The sequence below is a fragment of the Streptomyces sp. NPDC007084 genome (assembly GCF_040703595.1).
Classification (GTDB): domain Bacteria; phylum Actinomycetota; class Actinomycetes; order Streptomycetales; family Streptomycetaceae; genus Streptomyces.
Genome location: NZ_JBEYFY010000006.1, coordinates 205,816 through 222,898, shown reverse-complemented (window position 1 = coordinate 222,898; position 17,083 = coordinate 205,816). Strand labels below are relative to the sequence as shown.

24 protein-coding genes are annotated in these 17,083 nt (G+C 68.1%); 1 reads left to right on the top strand and 23 read right to left on the bottom strand.

All coding sequences use genetic code 11. From position 1 onward, the window contains the following. Positions 1–133 precede the first annotated feature (133 nt). From glmM to AB0912_RS08670, 4 genes are all read right to left on the bottom strand, one after another. Positions 134–1,492 carry a phosphoglucosamine mutase gene (gene glmM, locus AB0912_RS08685; RefSeq protein ID WP_366697202.1) on the bottom strand — a complete coding sequence of 453 codons (1,359 nt, stop codon included), beginning with the start codon at positions 1,490–1,492 and terminating at the stop codon, positions 134–136. A 195-nt stretch (positions 1,493–1,687) separates the two neighbouring features. After that, the gene (gene rpsI / locus AB0912_RS08680) at positions 1,688–2,209 is read right to left on the bottom strand and encodes a 30S ribosomal protein S9 (protein ID WP_366697201.1); all 522 of its coding nucleotides are present in this window, start codon (positions 2,207–2,209) and stop codon (positions 1,688–1,690) included. 42 nt (positions 2,210–2,251) lie between these two features. Further along, on the bottom strand, positions 2,252–2,695 hold the full coding sequence (gene rplM, locus AB0912_RS08675; protein WP_095936057.1) for a 50S ribosomal protein L13: 444 nt from the start codon (positions 2,693–2,695) through the stop codon (positions 2,252–2,254). A 223-nt stretch (positions 2,696–2,918) separates the two neighbouring features. Continuing rightward, positions 2,919–4,115, bottom strand: coding sequence for a glycosyltransferase 87 family protein (locus AB0912_RS08670; RefSeq protein WP_366697200.1), 1,197 nt, complete (start codon positions 4,113–4,115; stop codon positions 2,919–2,921). Positions 4,116–4,189: 74 nt separating this feature from the next. Here AB0912_RS08670 and AB0912_RS08665 point away from each other — a divergent pair, with 74 nt between their 5' ends. After that, complete coding sequence (locus AB0912_RS08665; RefSeq protein ID WP_366697199.1) at positions 4,190–5,077, top strand: hypothetical protein; 888 nt, start codon at positions 4,190–4,192, stop codon at positions 5,075–5,077. A gap of 79 nt (positions 5,078–5,156) precedes the next feature. Here the strand turns inward: AB0912_RS08665 and truA are convergent, their stop codons facing one another. The 19 genes from truA to rplX all read right to left on the bottom strand — a co-directional run bounded on the left by truA (position 5,157) and on the right by rplX (position 17,081). Continuing rightward, the gene (gene truA, locus AB0912_RS08660) at positions 5,157–6,023 is read right to left on the bottom strand and encodes a tRNA pseudouridine(38-40) synthase TruA (protein ID WP_366697198.1); all 867 of its coding nucleotides are present in this window, start codon (positions 6,021–6,023) and stop codon (positions 5,157–5,159) included. Between the two features lie 91 nt (positions 6,024–6,114). After that, on the bottom strand, positions 6,115–6,627 hold the full coding sequence (gene rplQ / locus AB0912_RS08655) for a 50S ribosomal protein L17 (protein WP_366697197.1): 513 nt from the start codon (positions 6,625–6,627) through the stop codon (positions 6,115–6,117). Positions 6,628–6,833: 206 nt separating this feature from the next. After that, complete coding sequence (locus AB0912_RS08650) at positions 6,834–7,856, bottom strand: DNA-directed RNA polymerase subunit alpha (protein WP_003966937.1); 1,023 nt, start codon at positions 7,854–7,856, stop codon at positions 6,834–6,836. A 206-nt stretch (positions 7,857–8,062) separates the two neighbouring features. Next, a complete protein-coding gene (rpsK, locus tag AB0912_RS08645; protein WP_003956432.1) occupies positions 8,063–8,467 on the bottom strand; it encodes a 30S ribosomal protein S11 in 405 nt (134 codons plus the stop codon). Between the two features lie 69 nt (positions 8,468–8,536). Continuing rightward, on the bottom strand, positions 8,537–8,917 hold the full coding sequence (gene rpsM / locus AB0912_RS08640; RefSeq protein WP_037626962.1) for a 30S ribosomal protein S13: 381 nt from the start codon (positions 8,915–8,917) through the stop codon (positions 8,537–8,539). A 216-nt stretch (positions 8,918–9,133) separates the two neighbouring features. Beyond that, positions 9,134–9,247 (bottom strand): 50S ribosomal protein L36, encoded by a 114-nt coding sequence (rpmJ, locus tag AB0912_RS08635; RefSeq protein WP_003998809.1) that lies wholly within the window; start codon positions 9,245–9,247, stop codon positions 9,134–9,136. Positions 9,248–9,318: 71 nt separating this feature from the next. Next, complete coding sequence (gene infA / locus AB0912_RS08630) at positions 9,319–9,540, bottom strand: translation initiation factor IF-1 (RefSeq protein ID WP_003948620.1); 222 nt, start codon at positions 9,538–9,540, stop codon at positions 9,319–9,321. A gap of 336 nt (positions 9,541–9,876) precedes the next feature. Beyond that, entirely contained in the window at positions 9,877–10,716 is an 840-nt protein-coding gene (map, locus tag AB0912_RS08625) for a type I methionyl aminopeptidase (protein ID WP_366697196.1), read from the bottom strand. Between the two features lie 210 nt (positions 10,717–10,926). Continuing rightward, a complete protein-coding gene (locus AB0912_RS08620; RefSeq protein WP_366697195.1) occupies positions 10,927–11,583 on the bottom strand; it encodes an adenylate kinase in 657 nt (218 codons plus the stop codon). After that, a complete protein-coding gene (gene secY / locus AB0912_RS08615) occupies positions 11,583–12,896 on the bottom strand; it encodes a preprotein translocase subunit SecY (RefSeq protein ID WP_366697194.1) in 1,314 nt (437 codons plus the stop codon). The genes AB0912_RS08620 and secY overlap by 1 nt, the downstream gene beginning before the upstream one ends. A 242-nt stretch (positions 12,897–13,138) precedes the next feature. Then, the gene (gene rplO / locus AB0912_RS08610; RefSeq protein WP_189190330.1) at positions 13,139–13,594 is read right to left on the bottom strand and encodes a 50S ribosomal protein L15; all 456 of its coding nucleotides are present in this window, start codon (positions 13,592–13,594) and stop codon (positions 13,139–13,141) included. A gap of 3 nt (positions 13,595–13,597) precedes the next feature. Continuing rightward, the gene (rpmD, locus tag AB0912_RS08605) at positions 13,598–13,780 is read right to left on the bottom strand and encodes a 50S ribosomal protein L30 (protein ID WP_055553514.1); all 183 of its coding nucleotides are present in this window, start codon (positions 13,778–13,780) and stop codon (positions 13,598–13,600) included. Beyond that, complete coding sequence (rpsE, locus tag AB0912_RS08600; RefSeq protein ID WP_037694140.1) at positions 13,780–14,385, bottom strand: 30S ribosomal protein S5; 606 nt, start codon at positions 14,383–14,385, stop codon at positions 13,780–13,782. The genes rpmD and rpsE overlap by 1 nt, the downstream gene beginning before the upstream one ends. A gap of 64 nt (positions 14,386–14,449) precedes the next feature. Beyond that, positions 14,450–14,833: a 50S ribosomal protein L18 gene (rplR, locus tag AB0912_RS08595; RefSeq protein ID WP_010986354.1), complete on the bottom strand. Its 384-nt coding sequence runs from the start codon at positions 14,831–14,833 to the stop codon at positions 14,450–14,452. A 3-nt stretch (positions 14,834–14,836) separates the two neighbouring features. Beyond that, a complete protein-coding gene (gene rplF, locus AB0912_RS08590; protein WP_366697193.1) occupies positions 14,837–15,376 on the bottom strand; it encodes a 50S ribosomal protein L6 in 540 nt (179 codons plus the stop codon). A 24-nt stretch (positions 15,377–15,400) separates the two neighbouring features. Further along, positions 15,401–15,799 carry a 30S ribosomal protein S8 gene (gene rpsH / locus AB0912_RS08585; protein WP_010986352.1) on the bottom strand — a complete coding sequence of 133 codons (399 nt, stop codon included), beginning with the start codon at positions 15,797–15,799 and terminating at the stop codon, positions 15,401–15,403. 210 nt (positions 15,800–16,009) lie between these two features. Then, positions 16,010–16,195, bottom strand: coding sequence for a type Z 30S ribosomal protein S14 (locus AB0912_RS08580; RefSeq protein ID WP_003948630.1), 186 nt, complete (start codon positions 16,193–16,195; stop codon positions 16,010–16,012). A 5-nt stretch (positions 16,196–16,200) separates the two neighbouring features. Continuing rightward, positions 16,201–16,758 carry a 50S ribosomal protein L5 gene (rplE, locus tag AB0912_RS08575; RefSeq protein ID WP_148010026.1) on the bottom strand — a complete coding sequence of 186 codons (558 nt, stop codon included), beginning with the start codon at positions 16,756–16,758 and terminating at the stop codon, positions 16,201–16,203. Next, positions 16,758–17,081, bottom strand: a complete 324-nt coding sequence (gene rplX / locus AB0912_RS08570; RefSeq protein ID WP_007494760.1) for a 50S ribosomal protein L24 — start codon at positions 17,079–17,081, stop codon at positions 16,758–16,760. The genes rplE and rplX overlap by 1 nt, the downstream gene beginning before the upstream one ends. Between the last annotated feature and the right edge of the window lie 2 nt (positions 17,082–17,083).

Here is a 17,083-nt window from a genome sequence, read left to right as displayed (position 1 = left end):
CCTGGTCTCCCGCCGGGCCCCCCACCACTTGGCCCCCCCCATCCGCCCCCAAACACCCCCCCCCCCGGGGGGGGCCCGGCCCCCCCGGGGGGGGGGCCGGGCCGCGGGGCCGGGACGAGGTCTGCGAACAGGCTTACCCCAGCGCCGACTTCACGACGTCCGCCAGCCGCGCGGCGACCGAGCGGGCCTGCTCGATGTCGGCGGCCTCGACCATCACGCGGACGAGCGGCTCGGTGCCGGAGGGGCGCAGCAGCACCCGTCCGGTGGTGCCGAGTTCCCGCTCGGCGTCCGCGACCGCCGCGGCCAGTTCGGCGGAGGTCTTCACCCGGCTGCGGTCCACGTCGGGCACGTTGACGAGGACCTGCGGCAGCCGCTCCATGACCGAGGCGAGGTCGCGGAGCGTACGGCCGCTCTGCGCAACCCGGGCGGCCAGCAGCAGACCGGTCAGCGTGCCGTCGCCGGTGGTGGCGTGGTCCAGGACGATGACGTGCCCGGACTGCTCGCCGCCGAGGGCGTAGTCGTGCCGCTTCATCTCCTCCAGGACGTACCGGTCGCCGACCGCCGTCTGCACGAGGGCGAGGCCCTCGCGCTCCATGGCGAGCTTGAAGCCCAGGTTCGACATGACCGTCGCGACAACGGTGCCGGAGCGCAGTGCGGAACGCTCTCGCATCGCCAGCGCGAGGACGGCCAGGATCTGGTCGCCGTCGATCTCCTCGCCCGTGTGGTCCACCGCCAGGCAGCGGTCGGCGTCACCGTCGTGCGCGATGCCGAGGTCCGCCCCGTGCTCGACCACGGCGGCCTTGAGCAGCTCCAGGTGGGTGGAGCCGCAGCCGTCGTTGATGTTCAGCCCGTCGGGCGCCGCGCCGATCGTGACGATCTCGGCGCCGGCCCGCGCGAACGCCTCGGGCGAGACCCGGGAGGCCGCGCCGTGCGCCTCGTCCAGGACGACCTTCAGACCGTCGAGACGGTTCGGCAGCACCCCGAGGAGGTGGGCGACGTACTGGTCGAAGCCCTCCTCGTAGGAGTTCACCCGGCCGACGCCCGCCCCGGTCGGGCGGTCCCAGGGAGCGCCGGTGCGGTGCTCCTCGTAGACGCCCTCGATCCGGTCCTCCAGCTCGTCGGCGAGCTTGTGCCCGCCGCGGGCGAAGAACTTGATGCCGTTGTCGGGCATGGCGTTGTGGCTGGCGGAGAGCATCACGCCGAGGTCGGCGCCGAGCGCGCCGGTGAGGTGCGCCACCGCGGGGGTGGGCAGCACACCGACCCGCAGGACGTCCACGCCCGCGCTGGCGAGGCCGGCGACCACCGCGGCCTCCAGGAACTCCCCGGACGCGCGCGGGTCCCGCCCGACCACCGCGACAGGCCGGTGGCCCTCGAAGGTTCCCGCCTCGGCGAGTACGTGCGCCGCCGCCACGGAGAGGCCGAGCGCCAGCTCGGCCGTCAGATCCGCGTTGGCGACACCGCGCACGCCGTCCGTGCCGAAGAGTCGTCCCACTTGTCCTCCTGAGGAAGCTTCAGAGTGCGAAAGTCCCCCCGAAGAATACGGAGGTCATTCGATCACATGAGCCTTTGAGCACCTTGTGCCGTTATACGCCGAGCCCAGTGATAAACGAACGCCCCGGCGGCACTGTGGCGTGCCGCCGGGGCGTTCGAAGCTACGCGTAGGACGCGTACGAGCAGGCAGCGAAGCTTAACGCTTGCTGTACTGCGGAGCCTTGCGGGCCTTCTTGAGACCGGCCTTCTTGCGCTCGACCGCACGGTCGTCACGCTTGAGGTAACCGGCCTTCTTCAGGGCGCCGCGGTTGTTGTCCACGTCCGCCTCGTTCAGCGCGCGGGCCACGCCGAGGCGCAGGGCACCGGCCTGACCGGAGACGCCGCCACCCGAGATGCGGGCGATGACGTCGTAGCGGCCGTCCAGCTCGAGCACCTTGAAGGGCTCGTTGACTTCCTGCTGGTGGACCTTGTTCGGGAAGTAGTCCTCGAGCGTGCGCCCGTTGACCTTCCACTTGCCGGTGCCCGGGACGATCCGGACGCGGGCGATGGCGTTCTTGCGACGGCCCAGGCCGGCCGCCGGCTGCGGGTCGCCGAAGCGGCCCGCGAGCGACTCCGAGGTGTACTCGCCCTCGACGGGCACCTCGGACTCGGTGGTGTAGTTCTCGACGTCGACGAGCTCAGTCTCTTCGACCGGCTGCTCAACAGTGGTCTCGGCCACGATTCTCCTCAGATTTCTTTACGTCTTAGGGGGTGGCCGGAACTACTGCGCGACCTGGGTGATCTCGAACGGGACCGGCTGCTGCGCAGCGTGCGGGTGGTTCTCGCCCGCGTACACCTTCAGCTTCGAGAGGACCTGACGGCCGAGGGAGTTCTTGGGAACCATGCCCTTGATGGCCTTCTCGACGGCCTTCTCGGGGTTCTTCGCCAGCAGCTCGTCGTAGCGGACGGAGCGCAGACCACCCGGGTAACCGGAGTGGCGGTACGCCAGCTTCTGGGTCTTCTTGTTGCCGGAGAGGTGCACCTTGTCCGCGTTGATGATGATGACGAAGTCACCAGCGTCCACGTGGGGCGCGTAGATCGGCTTGTGCTTGCCCCGCAGGATGTTCGCGGCAGTGGTCGCCAGACGGCCCAGGACGACATCCTGGGCGTCGATGACGTACCACTGGCGAGTGATGTCGCCGGGCTTGGGGCTGTACGTACGCACGGTCGTAGCCTTCGCTTCTTCAGTGAGTGGGTCCTGACATGGCCACCACGGACGATCACGACAGCCCTGACCGCACTGCGGTGACGCATACCGCGTGCTGGTCGCTGGTCATCGGCCCCGGTGGACCGGTGTAAGGGCCCCTCACGTGAGAATGAGCAAGCCAATACACATAACGAATCGCAAGCTTACCCGCGCTGCCCCGGACGGGTCAAAACGCGTGGGATCACACCCGCGTGGCCCGCCGTCCCTGTCGCTGAGCGACGAAGGGGCCGGGGCCCCGGAGTGCCTGGTGCCGGGGATGCCCGAGCATCACCGCCGCAGTCGTCACCACCAGGGTAAAACAGTCCCGGAAGGCCCGCCGGGTCACCGGCTCCAGCCAGGGCCAGTGCGCCCCGGGCACCTGCGGCACCAGCGCCAGCCAGAACCACGGCCCGCGGGACACCGCCTCCGGATACGGCAGCCCGGCGAGCAGCAGCGGCACCACGACCAGCAGATAGTGGTCGTAAGACGGCCGGGAGACCAGGAACGCCGAGAGCATCAGCAGCACCGCGGTCTCCACCAGCCGCAGCGGCCCGGGCACCCCACGGGACCAGCGGCGGTACGCGCACCCGACCCCGACGGCCGCCCCCGCGCAGGCGAGCGGCACCGCCACCCACACCGGCACCCCGAGCCGGGGCAGCACGGCCGCCGGGGACGCCTCGTAGAGCGTGACGAACCGGTCGTGGCCGCGCAGCAGGAACGGCAGCGTCCGGGTCACGAACCCCGCCGGGTCGGGCATCAGCAGCGCCGCCCCGCCGGACGCCACGGCCGGCACAAGCACCACCGCCGCGAGCCCCGGCCACCGGCGCGCGAAGACGAAGAGCAGCGCCACCGGCGCGAGCAACGGCTTGAGCGCCACGGCCGCGCCCACCACCACCCCCGCCAGCACCCACCGCTCCCGCGCGGCCAGCAGCAGCGCGAGCGGCAGCGCCGCGGCGGCGGTCACCGTCCAGTTGCCGAGCGACACCAGGTGCCCGAAGGGCGCGAAGCCGAGCGCCAGCGCGCCGGGACCGAGCACCGCGAGCCGGCTGCGCTCCGGCACCCCGTGCACCCGCAGCGCCCACACCCAGCCCGCCAGCAGCAGCACGGTCACGCTCAGCGGGACCAGCAGCCGCAGCACCGCCACCGGGAGCACCGCCTGCGGCACCGCCGCGAGCACCGCGCTCGGCAGATAGAGGAAGTGCCGGTCGGCGTACGGCGATCCGCCGTCCAGCCAGGTCCGCGCGGCCCGCACGACGATCGCGTTGTCCATCCCCCCGTCCGAACTCGCCCGCGCGGCGCCCGCCACCTGGGCGCCGAGCACCGCGCCCGTCACCGCCCACGCGTGCCAGGACGCCCGACGTACCAACCACCCGGAGATGTCACTTTTGCCCGTGCGCATTCAGATCACGCTAGGGCTTCGACTGCCCGATGGAACGGAACGGCACCCCCCAACGCCCGTCTAAGATGCGGCGCATGAGTTATGGGCAGGGTGGGCAGGGGCAGGCCCCGTGGGACCCCTGGAAGCCGGGTTCTCAGCAGCAGTCGCAGTGGAGTGACCGGCAGAGCGGCACGAGCCCCGACTGGGCCGCGCTGGCCGAGGCTTCGGAGACGCGCAACAAGCGCCGCAGGCTGCTGTTCATCGTGGGCGGGGCGGTGGCCACCGTGGCGGTCGGCGCGGCCGTCGCCATGGCCGTCGTGAACGCGGGCGGCTCCAACCAGACCGCCAACCAGCCCTCCAGCCTGCCCGCCACCGCGGACATCCCGAGTTCCGCGCAGCAGGCGCCGTCCTTCGAGCCGACCTCGGCCCCGCCGCCGCTGGACCCGGAGGAGTTCATATCCAGCGCCCGCAAGGACACCGCGCCGCTCAGCCCGGACATCCTCTTCCCGGGCACCCAGCTCACCATGGGCGACCGCGTCTACCGCAAGGGCCCGACCGCCGACACCAAGAACTGCGCCTCGGCCGCGAAGGGCACCCTCCCGCCGGTCCTCAGCAAGGACGGCTGCACCCGCTTCCTGCGGGTCACCTACAGCAAGGACGGCGTCGCGGTCACCGTCGGGGTCGCGGTCTTCGACTCCAAGGAGAAGGCGGCCAAGGCGAAGGCCGACGCGGACAAGCGGAGCATCATCGCCTCCCTGTCCGGAAACGGCGTCAAGTCCTTCTGCGACGCGGCCGTCTGCCGCTCCACCACCAACGCCTTCGGCCGGTACGCCTACTTCACCCTCGCCGGCTTCGGCAGCGGCAAGGACGTGACGACGAAGGACACCGCCGTCTTCACCACCGGCGACGACCTGGCCGAGTTCACCTTCCGGCAGATCCGCCGCCGCGGCGAGGCCCAGGCCTCCGCGGCCGCACAGCGCTGACTCCCGCCGTACGGCGGCCGGTTGGAGCCCCGGCCGCCCTCCGCCCGTCCGCAGCCCGCGCCGTCAGCAGCCCGCGCCGTCAGCAGCCCGCGCAGCCGCCCGAGCCGGGCAACGTCCGCTTGTTGCGTGCCTCCTTGTTGCGCGCGGCCAGCAACTCGTCGGCGGGGTACCCGACTTCCTCCAGCGTCAGCCCGTGCGGCCGCACCACGTGCACGGCCGAGTCCCGCACCCCGGCCGCGAGCACCTTCCCCGGCCAGTCGGGGCCGCGGTGCCCGTCGCCCACGAACAGCAGGGCACCGATCAGCGAGCGCACCATGTTGTGGCAGAACGCGTCCGCCCGCACGGTCGCGGTGATGATCCCGTCCGGCCCGCGCTCCAGACCGAGTTCCTGGAGCGTACGGATGGTCGTCGCGCCCTCGCGCTTCTTGCAGTACGCGGCGAAGTCGTGCTCCCCCAGCAGCGACTTGGCCGCCTCGTTCATGGCGTCGACGTCCAACGGCCAGTCGTGCCACAGGACATGACCGCGCAGCAGGGGATCGACACCGCCGGGCTCGTCGGTGACGCGGTAGGCGTAGCGCCGCCAGACCGCCGAGAACCGCGCGTTGAACCCGGCGGGCGCCTCGGTGAGCGACCACACCCGCACGTCCCTCGCCAGCCGCCCGGCGAGCCGCTTCAGCAGCTTCTCGCGGTGCTCGGCCCACACCTCCTGGGGCAGGTCGACGTGGGCCACCTGGCCGCGCGCGTGCACCCCGGCGTCGGTCCGCCCGGCCACGGTCAGCTCGTACGTGGTGTCCTTGGCCCGGGTCACCGTCCGCAGCGCCTCCTCGATGTCGCCCTGGACGGTCCGCCGGCCACTGGCCTGCTTCGCCCACCCGGAGAACGCGCTCCCGTCGTAGGACAGGTCCATCCGCACCCGTACGAACCCGGGCTCCGCTTCGTCACTCACTCCTGGATCCTCTCAAGCCCGGCGCCGGCGCCGGAACGCGAAAGCGGGCCCGCCCCCGAAGGGACGGACCCGCTCACAGCAAGGCAGTGCCTCAGGCGTCCTTCGACTCCTCGGCCGGAGCCTCGGTGGCGTCCTCGGCCTTGGTGTCCTCGACCTTGGTGTCCTCCACCTTGGCCGGAGCCTCGGCGTCCTTGGCGGAACGCTTGGTCGCCGCCTCGGCCTCACCGGTGGCCTGCTGGGCCACGGTCAGGGCCTCCACCAGCTCGATGACAGCCATGGGCGCGTTGTCGCCACGACGGTTACCGATCTTGGTGATACGGGTGTAGCCACCCGGGCGGTTCTCGTAGCGCGGGCCGATCTCGGTGAAGAGCGTGTGCACGATGCTCTTGTCCGTGATCACCGAGAGCACCTGACGGCGGTTGTGAAGGTCACCCTTCTTCGCCTTGGTGACCAGACGCTCGGCGTAGGGACGCAGGCGACGGGCCTTGGCCTCGGTGGTGGTGATGCGGCCGTGCTCGAAGAGCGACTTCGCGAGGTTCGCGAGGAGCAGCTTCTCGTGCGCGGCGCTGCCGCCCAGACGGGCACCCTTGGTGGGCTTCGGCATGGTGTTTCTCCTAGGTGTCTGCCCCGGCCGTATCAGGTACCGAGGTCAGTGTCCGAGCGGGCGGATGCCCGTCGGAGATCCGAACCACGCCCCGAAGGGGCGGTTCGGAGGGGGCGCGGGACGCTGTCAATGTGCGACTGCGTCGCGTGGGCGCGAGCAGGCGCGGCGCACCCGCGCCCTGGAACCGGCGGTCGGTCCCGAGCCGCTTAGTACTGCTCGGTCTCGACGAAGCCCGCGTCCGCGTCGTCGTCGGCGCCGAAGGCGTCGGCGGCGGCGGTCGGGTCGAACCCGGGAGGCGAGTCCTTGAGCGCGAGACCCATCCCGGCGAGCTTGGCCTTGACCTCGTCGATGGACTTCGCACCGAAGTTGCGGATGTCCAGGAGGTCGGCCTCGGAGCGTGCGACCAGCTCACCCACGGAGTGGATGCCCTCACGCTTGAGGCAGTTGTACGACCGGACGGTCAGCTCCAGCTCCTCGATCGGCAGCGCGAGATCGGCGGCGAGGGCGGCGTCCGTGGGGGACGGGCCCATGTCGATGCCCTCGGCGTCGATGTTCAGCTCACGGGCCAGACCGAACAGCTCGACCAGGGTCTTGCCGGCCGACGCCATGGCGTCACGGGGACGCATGGCCTGCTTGGTCTCGACGTCGACGATCAGCTTGTCGAAGTCGGTGCGCTGCTCGACACGGGTCGCCTCGACCTTGTACGTGACCTTCAGCACCGGCGAGTAGATCGAGTCGACCGGGATGCGCCCGATCTCCTGACCGACCTGCTTGTTCTGAACGGCGGAGACGTAGCCGCGACCGCGCTCGACGGTCAGCTCCATCTCCAGCTTGCCCTTGCCGTTGAGCGTGGCGAGGACGAGGTCGGGGTTGTGCACCTCGACACCGGCCGGGGGCGCGATGTCGGCGGCGGTGACCAGACCCGGGCCCTGCTTGCGCAGGTACATCACGACCGGCTCGTCGTGCTCCGAGGAGACCACGAGCTGCTTGATGTTGAGGATCAGGTCGGTGACGTCCTCCTTGACGCCCGGCACGGTGGTGAACTCGTGCAGGACACCGTCGATCCGGATGCTGGTGACAGCGGCACCGGGGATCGAGGAGAGGAGCGTACGACGCAGGGAGTTGCCGAGGGTGTAGCCGAAGCCCGGCTCCAGCGGCTCGATCACGAACCGGGAGCGGAATTCGTCGACGACCTCTTCGGTCAGCGACGGGCGCTGAGCAATAAGCATGAAGGAATCCTTCAGTCAGGGGCACCCACTATTTGATGCCCTTGCCACCGGGCGGCAGCCCGGCGTGGTTCATCTACCACAAGGGTACGGGCGGCACGACACCGAAGTGCCATACCGCCCGGACCCGCTTCGAACGCGAGACAACCGTGCGTCAGACGCGGCGGCGCGGTACGCCTCCGCTCACGCGGAGAGGGCGCCGCCCCGGATCAGACGCGACGGCGCTTGGGCGGACGGCAGCCGTTGTGCGGGGTGGGGGTGACGTCCTGGATCGAGCCGACCTCGAGGCCGGTGGCCTGGAGGGAGCGGATCGCGGTCTCACGGCCGGAGCCGGGACCCTTGACGAACACGTCCACCTTGCGCATGCCGTGCTCCTGCGCGCGGCGGGCGGCCGACTCGGCGGCCATCTGCGCGGCGAACGGAGTCGACTTGCGCGAGCCCTTGAAGCCGACGTGGCCGGCGGAGGCCCAGGAGATCACGTTGCCCGAGGGGTCCGTGATCGAGACGATCGTGTTGTTGAACGTGCTCTTGATGTGCGCGTGGCCGTGAGCGACGTTCTTCTTTTCCTTGCGGCGCACCTTCTTGGCAGCGCCCTGACGACCCTTGGGGGGCATCTATTTCTCCTACGGGGAGGTGGTCGGTCCTACAGCGAAGACCGCTGGTGAAGCGTTGTCCGCTGAGGACTACTTCTTGCCCGGCTTCTTCTTGCCGGCGATGGCGCGACGCGGGCCCTTGCGGGTACGAGCGTTCGTGCTGGTGCGCTGACCGTGCACGGGCAGGCCACGACGGTGGCGGATGCCCTGGTAGCAGCCGATCTCGATCTTGCGGCGGATGTCGCCCTGGATCTCGCGACGGAGGTCACCCTCGGTCTTGATGTTGGCGTCGACGTACTCGCGGATCTTGACCAGCTCCTCCTCGGAGAGGTCACGAACGCGGGTGTTGGGGTTCACGCCGGTCTCGGCCAGCGTCTGCTGGGAAAGGGTCCGGCCGATGCCGAACACGTAGGTCAGGGCGACCTCCACACGCTTTTCGCGAGGGATGTCAACACCGGAAACGCGTGCCATTCAATGGCTCCAGTTGTCGTTCGGAGGTCTTCCACAGAACCGGATCCCGCCCGCCGTCGTCCTCTGATCCGCGGATCGAGGATTCGGTACGAACCGGGTCCCCGGCCTCCGACCGGGGGTGTCAGGGCTGATCGCGTCAGTCCTGGGTTCCGCGTATGAACATGTACTGCTTGCGTCGCGCGAAGTATCTGCGGATGCAGAAGGTGCGGTCGTGCGTCAGCCCTGGCGCTGCTTGTGGCGCGGGTTTTCGCAGATGACCATGACCCGACCGTGACGGCGGATCACCCTGCACTTGTCGCAGATCTTCTTGACGCTCGGCTTGACCTTCATTAGGTGAGGTTCTCCGGGTCAGTGCCACCCCCCGCGCCCCGGGAACCCGGGAACACGGAGCAGGGCAAGATCTACTTGTAGCGGTAGACGATCCGGCCACGCGTCAGGTCGTACGGAGACAGCTCCACCACGACCCGGTCGTCAGGGAGGATACGGATGTAGTGCATACGCATCTTGCCGCTGATGTGAGCCAGGACCTGGTGGCCGTTCTGGAGCTCCACCTTGAACATGGCGTTCGGAAGAGACTCGACGACAGTGCCTTCGATCTCGATGGCACCTTGCTTCTTGGCCACGCTTCGCCCTTCGAATCGACTACCTTGATCGACTCCGCGCGAGCGCATGCAGACATGCGGGTGCACGAGAGCCGACGAGTCAGTCTACGTCAGGGCCCCCGGAAAGACGAATTCGTCCCCGGCGTTCTCCGCCTTCTCATGACGATGCCCCACCCGTCGGCGTGATATGCGCGAGGAGCAGGGCGGACCGGTAACACACGGTCGGCTCGAAGGGGCGGTGCGGAAGTGAGCGGAACGCCACAGTGAGGAGAGGGACGGCAGGGGCTCGTGGGACGTGAGCGGCGGAGCGCGAGACAGATCCTAAAGGATCATCCCCGCGCTCCGCACAACACGCTCTCAGCCGGCCAGCGGGTCCGGGGCCGTCGTGATGCCGTACTCGGCGAGCTTCGCCTTGCCGCCGTCCGGGGCCGTCAGGACGAGCGGGCCCTCCTCCGTCAGCGCCACGGAGTGCTCCCAGTGCGAGGACCAGGTCCCGTCCGTGGTGATGACGGTCCAGTCGTCCTCCAGGACCTCGGTGCGCGGGGTGCCCAGCGACACCATCGGCTCGATCGCCAGGCAGAACCCGGGGACGAGCTTCGGACCCTTGCCGCGCTTGCGCTCGACGTAGTTCAGCAGGTGCGGGTCCATGTGCATCTCGGTGCCGATGCCGTGGCCGCCGTAGTCCTCGATGATCCCGTACTTGCCGCCGCCCGGCTTCGGCTGCCGGCGGATGTACGTCTCGATGGCCCGGGACACGTCCACCAGCCGGTTGCCCGCCTTCATGGCGGCGATGCCGGCCCACATCGACTCCTCGGTCACCCGGGACAGCTCGACCAGTTCGGGGGCGTGGCCGGAGCCGACGAAGGCGGTGAACGCGGCGTCGCCGTGCCAGCCGTCCACGATCGCGCCGGCGTCGATGGAGATGATGTCCCCGTCCTTCAGGACGGTCTTGTCGTCCGGGATGCCGTGCACGACGACCTCGTTCACCGAGGTGCAGATCGTCGCGGGGAACCCGCCGTAGCCGAGGAAGTTCGGCTTGGCTCCGTGCTCGGCCAGCACCTTGCGGGCGACCTCGTCCAGATCCCGGGTCGTCGCGCCGGGCACGGCCGCCGCACGCGTGGCGGCGTGGATGGCGGCGACGACCAGCCCCGCCTCACGCATCTTGGCGATCTGCTCGGGGGTCTTGATCTGCACCATGGGGACTGCGGCCTTTCTGGACCGGGACGAGGGGTTGCCTCAACGATGACTCGGGACTGCCTCAACGATACGGGGACCGGGCCCCGCTCCGCCCGGGGCCTTGGACCTCTCCCCCGCGGGCACACCGCCCTCCCCGCCGCGCGTACGTCGGCCGCGGCACCCGAACGGGGTGCCGCGGCCGATACGACGTACTGCCTCACGCCCCAAGGCCTAGGCGGCCTCGCGGGACAGCGCCTCCATCGCGCGCCCGGTGACCTCTTCCACCTTGCCGAGCGCGGGGATCGTGACAACCAGGCCCTGGGCCTTGTAGTAGTCGATGATCGGCTCGGTCTGCGTGTGGTAGACCTCCAGGCGCTTGCGGACGGTCTCCTCGGAGTCGTCGTCGCGCTGGTACAGCTCGCCGCCGCAGACGTCACAGACGCCGTCCTGCTTCGGCTTCTTGTACGACACGTGGAACACGTGCGACGAGTCGTTGCGGCAGATGCGCCGGCCCGCGATACGGCGGACCACCTCGTCCTCGGGGACCTCCAGGTCCAGCACCGCGTCCAGCTTCATGCCCTCGCCGCTCAGCATCGCGTCGAGCGACTCGGCCTGCGAGACGTTGCGCGGGAAGCCGTCGAGGAGGAAGCCGTTCTCGGCGTCGGGCTGCTCCATGCGGTCCTTGGCCATGGCGATGGTGACCTCGTCCGGTACCAGATCGCCCTTGTCCATGTAGGACTTCGCCAGCTTGCCCAGCTCCGTCTGCCGACTGATGTTGGCGCGGAACAGGTCGCCCGTGGAGATGTGCGGGATCCCCAGATTCTTGGCGAGGAACGCGGCCTGCGTTCCCTTCCCGGCTCCGGGCGGCCCGACGAGGACGATTCGCATCAGCGGAGGAACCCTTCGTAATTGCGCTGCTGAAGCTGACTCTCGATCTGCTTCACAGTCTCCAGGCCGACACCCACGATGATCAGGATGCTGGTACCGCCGAAGGGGAAGTTCTGGTTCGCATTGAAACCAACCAACGCCACTGTCGGTACGAGAGCGATGATCCCCAGATACAGCGAACCCGGCCAGGTGATCCGGTTGAGTACGTAACTCAGGTACTCAGCGGTCGGCCGACCAGCCCGGATGCCCGGGATGAAGCCACCATACTTCTTCATGTTGTCGGCGACTTCCTCGGGGTTGAACGAGATCGCCACGTAGAAGAACGCGAAGAACACGATCAGGAGGAAGTACATCGTGATGTAAATCGGGTGGTCGCCCTTGGTCAGGTTGTTCGTGACCCAGGTCTTCCAGCCGGAGTTGCCCTTCGAGAACTGGGCGATCAGGCTCGGGATGTAGAGCAGCGACGACGCGAAGATGACAGGAATCACACCTGCCTGGTTGACCTTCAGCGGAATGTAGGTCGAGGTACCGCCGTAGGACCGGCGGCCGATCATGCGCTTCGCGTACTGGACCGGGATCCGCCGCTGCGCCTGCTCGACGAAGACCACCAGGCCGACCATGAAGAGGCCCACCAGGATCACCGTGCCGAACTCGATCCAGCCGTCCGCCAGCTTGCCCTGGATCTTGACGGTCCACAGGGCGCTCGGGAAAGTCGCGGCGATCGAGATGAACATGAGGATCGACATGCCGTTGCCGATGCCGCGGTCGGTGATCAGCTCGCCGAGCCACATGACCACACAGGTGCCGGCGGTCATCGTGACGACCATCGTGATCGTGGTGAAGATCGACTGGTCCGGCACGATCTGGTTCGCGACGGGGCAGCCCGAGAACAGGGCGCCACTGCGGGCGGTGGCCACCAGGCCGGTGCCCTGGAGGATGGCGAGCGCGACCGTCAGGTACCGGGTGTACTGCGTGATCTTCGCCGTGCCCGCCTGGCCCTCCTTCTTGAGGGCTTCCAGTCGCGGGATGACCACGGTCAGCAGCTGCAGGATGATGCTCGCCGTGATGTACGGCATGATCCCGAGCGCGAAGACGGTGATCTGGAGCAGCGCGCCGCCACTGAACATGTTGATCAGGCTGAACAGCCCGCGGTTCGAGTCGGCCACGTCCATACACGTCTGGACGTTCTTGTAGTCCACGCCGGGGATCGGAATGTGGGTACCGACCCGGTAGACCACGATGATGCCGAGCGTGAAGAGCAGCTTCTTGCGCAGGTCGGGCGTCCTGAACGCCCGGGCGAACGCGGTGAGCACGGTGCCTCCTGCGACCCCCGCGCTACTGCGTCAGAGGTGACGGTCTTGAGGTTCGACGGATGACTGACAGCTAACCAACAGTCAAAGCCCGTCCGGAGTTCCCTTTGAGGCACGCCGGACGGAAATCAACAGTGCAGGCCACCTTACCGGCGACACTGCCCCCCTAGGAACGACCAACCGGGGATGCCCCTTTTGTGGGGCATCCCCGGTCGGGATCGCTCATGTCATCGAGGCGTCTGAAATCAGACGAGCTCGGTGACCGTACCGCCGGCGGCGGTGATCTTCTCCTTGGCGGAGCCGGAGACGGCGTCGACCGTCACCTGCAGCGCCACGGAGATCTCGCCCTGGCCGAGGACCTTGACGAGGCTGTTCTTGCGAACGGCACCCTTGGCGACGAGACCCTCGACGGTGACCTCGCCACCCTCCGGGTACAGCGCGCCCAGCTTGTCGAGGTTCACGACCTGGAACTCGGTCTTGAACGGGTTGCGGAAGCCCTTCAGCTTCGGAAGACGCATGTGGAGGGGCATCTGGCCACCCTCGAAGCGCTCCGGAACCTGGTAGCGGGCCTTCGTGCCCTTGGTACCACGACCAGCCGTCTTACCCTTCGACGCCTCACCACGACCAACACGGGTCTTAGCGGTCTTGGCGCCCGGGGCGGGACGGAGGTTGTGGATCTTGAGCGGGTTGTTCTCCGCCATGATCTAGTCGACCTCCTCGACCGTCACGAGGTGGCGGACGGTGTGCACCATTCCGCGGAACTCGGGGCGGTCCTCCTTGACGACCTGCGTGTTGATGCCCTTGAGACCAAGGGAGCGCAGGGTGTCACGGTGGTTCTGCTTGCTGCCGATGTACGACTTCGTCTGCGTGACCTTGAGGCGAGCCATTACGCACCCGCCCCCGCACGCGCACGGAGCAGAGCCGCGGGGGCGACGTCCTCGAGGGGCAGACCGCGGCGGGCCGCGATCTCCTCGGGACGCTGCAGGCCCTTGAGGGCCGCCACGGTCGCGTGCACGATGTTGATCGCGTTGGAGGAGCCGAGCGACTTCGACAGGATGTCGTGCACGCCGGCGCACTCCAGGACAGCTCGCACCGGGCCACCGGCGATAACACCGGTACCGGGGGAGGCAGGCTTGAGCAGGACGACGCCCGCGGCCTTCTCGCCCGTGATCGGGTGCGGGATGGTGCCCTGGATACGGGGGACCTTGAAGAAGTGCTTCTTGGCCTCTTCAACACCCTTGGCGATCGCGGCCGGCACCTCCTTGGCCTTGCCGTAACCGACACCCACGGTGCCGTCACCGTCGCCCACCACGACCAGCGCGGTGAAGCTGAAGCGACGACCACCCTTCACAACCTTGGCGACGCGGTTGATCGCGACGACGCGCTCAACGTACGCGGTCTTCTCGGCAGCGGCTGCGCCGCCGTCACGGCCCTTCCGGTCCCGCCGCTCGCCGCCACCGGCACCGCCACCGCGGCGCTGGGGTCCAGCCATTGGAATTACCTCTCTTCGATTTCCGCTAGCTACGCAGTGACATCAGTCGCTGCGCGACGGGGACTCAGAACTTGAGTCCGGCTTCGCGGGCGGCGTCCGCCAGGGCGGCGATGCGCCCGGCGTACTGGTTTCCACCACGGTCGAATACGACAGCCTCGACACCGGCGGCCTTGGCGCGCTCGGCGACAAGAGCGCCGACCGACTTCGCCTGGGCCGACTTGTCGCTCTCGCCGCCGCGGATCGTCGTGTCCAGGGTGGACGCCGACGCGAGGGTGTGACCCTTAACGTCGTCGATGACCTGGGCCACGATGTGGCGGTTGGAGCGCGTCACGACCAGGCGCGGACGCTCAGCCGTACCCGAGATGTGCTTACGGATCCGGATGTGACGACGCTTGATGGCAGCACGCTTGTAAGCGTCGCCCTTAGCAATCTTGACACCGTATGCCATGGCTTACTTACCCGCCTTTCCGACCTTGCGGCGGATGACTTCGCCTTCGTACTTGACGCCCTTGGCCTTGTACGGGTCGGGCTTGCGCAGCTTGCGGATGTTGGCCGCAACCTCTCCGACCTTCTGCTTGTCGATGCCCTCGACCGAGAACCGGGTGGGGTTCTCGACCTTGAAGGTGATGCCTTCGGGGGCCTCGACAGTGATCGAGTGGCTGTAGCCGAGCGAGAACTCCAGGTTGGAGCCCTTCGCCAGGACGCGGTAACCCACACCGCTGATTTCGAGCTTCTTCACGTAACCCGTGGTCACGCCGGTGATCATGTTCGCCACCAGCGTGCGGGACAGGCCGTGGAGGGCCTTGTTCTGACGCTCGTCGTTCGGGCGGGTGACGTTCAGAACGCCGTCCTCACCCTTAGCGATCTCGATCGGCGCCGCGATGGTGTGGGAGAGAGAGCCCTTGGGGCCCTTCACCTGGACCGTACGGCCGTCGATGGTGACGTCCACGCCGGCGGGAACCGTGATGGGGAGCTTGCCAATACGCGACATAGCTGTTTCCTCCGTTCCCTTCCGCTACCAGACGTAGGCGAGAACTTCTCCGCCTACGCCCTTCTTGCCGGCCTGCTTGTCGGTGAGGAGCCCGTGCGACGTGGAGATGATCGCCACGCCGAGGCCGCCCAGCACCTTGGGCAGGTTGGTGGACTTCGCGTAAACCCGGAGACCGGGCTTGGAGATCCGCTTGATGCCCGCGATGGAGCGCTCACGGTTCGGGCCGAACTTCAGCTCGAGAACGAGGTTCTTGCCGACCTCGGCGTCCTCGACCTTCCAGCCCGTGATGAAGCCCTCCTGCTGGAGGATCTCCGCGATGTGCGACTTGATCTTGCTGTGCGGCATACCCACGGTGTCGTGGTACGCCGAGTTCGCGTTACGCAGACGCGTAAGCATGTCTGCGATCGGATCAGTCATGGTCATGAATTGGCCTTCGGCCTCTCTCGCCGGGGTTTCCTGTATGCGCCATCCCTCTCCCCGCTCATGGGCGGGACGGGTGCGGTGCGGGGACCTACGGCGTAGTAAGTCGTACGGGCGTCAGGCGCCCAACCCTCCCAGCCTAAGCCATGGAGAGGTGGGCACCTGACAGAGCCCTTTGCTTACCGAGAGCCCTGGAATCCCTGATTAAGGGGACTACCAGGAGCTCTTGGTCACGCCCGGCAGCTCGCCACGGTGAGCCATCTCACGAAGGCAGACGCGGCACAGGCCGAACTTGCGGTACACGGAGTGCGGACGACCGCAGCGCTGGCAGCGGGTGTAGCCACGCACACCGAACTTGGGCTTACGAGCAGCCTTGGCAATCAGAGCCTTCTTCGCCATCTCGCTTACGCCTCCTTGAAGGGGAAGCCGAGGTGACGGAGAAGGGCACGGCCCTCAGCGTCGTTGGTCGCCGTGGTCACCACGGTGATGTCCATACCCCGGACGCGGTCGATCTTGTCCTGGTCGATCTCGTGGAACATGACCTGCTCCGTGAGACCGAAGGTGTAGTTGCCACGGCCGTCGAACTGCTTGGGGGACAGGCCGCGGAAGTCGCGGATGCGCGGAAGCGCCAGCGACAGGGTGCGGTCCAGGAACTCCCACATGCGGTCGCCACGGAGGGTGACGTGCGCACCGATCGGCTGACCCTCGCGCAGCTTGAACTGCGCGATGGACTTGCGGGCCTTGGTGATGGCCGGCTTCTGACCGGTGATGGTGGTCAGGTCACGGACGGCACCGTCCATGAGCTTCGAGTCACGGGCGGCGTCGCCGACACCCATGTTGACCACGATCTTGACGAGACCGGGGGTCTGCATGACGTTCTCGTAGGAGAACTCTTCCTGCAGCTTGGCCGCGATCTCCTCGCGGTACTTCGTCTTGAGACGCGGAGTGGTGGTGGTAGCCATCAGATGTCCTCACCCGTCCGCTTGGCAACGCGGATCTTGTTGCCCTCGTCGTCGAAGCGGTAACCGACGCGCGTGACGACCTTGTTGCCGTCCTTCTCAACGACCAGCTGGACGTTGGAGACGTGGACGGGCGCCTCGGTCGTGACGATGCCACCGGCCTGCGAACCCTTGGCGGTCGGGCCGGCCTTCGTGTGCTTCTTGACCCGGTTGACACCCTCGACCAGGACGCGCTCGTCGCGCGGGTAAGCGGCAATGACCTTGCCCTGCTTGCCCTTGTCCTTACCGGTGATGACCTGGACCAGGTCGCCCTTCTTGATCTTCATGC

Coding starts and splice junctions, on each gene's coding strand:
- AB0912_RS08670 (WP_366697200.1), bottom strand. CDS start 4,115: ATGCGCACGGGCAAAAGTGACATCTCCGGGTGGTTGGTACGTCGGGCG.
- AB0912_RS08665 (WP_366697199.1), top strand. CDS start 4,190: ATGAGTTATGGGCAGGGTGGGCAGGGGCAGGCCCCGTGGGACCCCTGG.
- rplQ (WP_366697197.1), bottom strand. CDS start 6,627: ATGCCGAAGCCCACCAAGGGTGCCCGTCTGGGCGGCAGCGCCGCGCAC.
- AB0912_RS08650 (WP_003966937.1), bottom strand. CDS start 7,856: ATGCTTATTGCTCAGCGCCCGTCGCTGACCGAAGAGGTCGTCGACGAA.
- rpsK (WP_003956432.1), bottom strand. CDS start 8,467: ATGCCCCCCAAGGGTCGTCAGGGCGCTGCCAAGAAGGTGCGCCGCAAG.
- rpsM (WP_037626962.1), bottom strand. CDS start 8,917: ATGGCACGCGTTTCCGGTGTTGACATCCCTCGCGAAAAGCGTGTGGAG.
- rpmJ (WP_003998809.1), bottom strand. CDS start 9,247: ATGAAGGTCAAGCCGAGCGTCAAGAAGATCTGCGACAAGTGCAGGGTG.
- map (WP_366697196.1), bottom strand. CDS start 10,716: ATGGTGCAGATCAAGACCCCCGAGCAGATCGCCAAGATGCGTGAGGCG.
- AB0912_RS08620 (WP_366697195.1), bottom strand. CDS start 11,583: ATGCGAATCGTCCTCGTCGGGCCGCCCGGAGCCGGGAAGGGAACGCAG.
- rplO (WP_189190330.1), bottom strand. CDS start 13,594: ATGGCGGAGAACAACCCGCTCAAGATCCACAACCTCCGTCCCGCCCCG.
- rpmD (WP_055553514.1), bottom strand. CDS start 13,780: ATGGCTCGCCTCAAGGTCACGCAGACGAAGTCGTACATCGGCAGCAAG.
- rpsE (WP_037694140.1), bottom strand. CDS start 14,385: ATGGCTGGACCCCAGCGCCGCGGTGGCGGTGCCGGTGGCGGCGAGCGG.
- rplR (WP_010986354.1), bottom strand. CDS start 14,833: ATGGCATACGGTGTCAAGATTGCTAAGGGCGACGCTTACAAGCGTGCT.
- rplF (WP_366697193.1), bottom strand. CDS start 15,376: ATGTCGCGTATTGGCAAGCTCCCCATCACGGTTCCCGCCGGCGTGGAC.
- rpsH (WP_010986352.1), bottom strand. CDS start 15,799: ATGACCATGACTGATCCGATCGCAGACATGCTTACGCGTCTGCGTAAC.
- AB0912_RS08580 (WP_003948630.1), bottom strand. CDS start 16,195: ATGGCGAAGAAGGCTCTGATTGCCAAGGCTGCTCGTAAGCCCAAGTTC.
- rplE (WP_148010026.1), bottom strand. CDS start 16,758: ATGGCTACCACCACCACTCCGCGTCTCAAGACGAAGTACCGCGAGGAG.
- rplX (WP_007494760.1), bottom strand. CDS start 17,081: ATGAAGATCAAGAAGGGCGACCTGGTCCAGGTCATCACCGGTAAGGAC.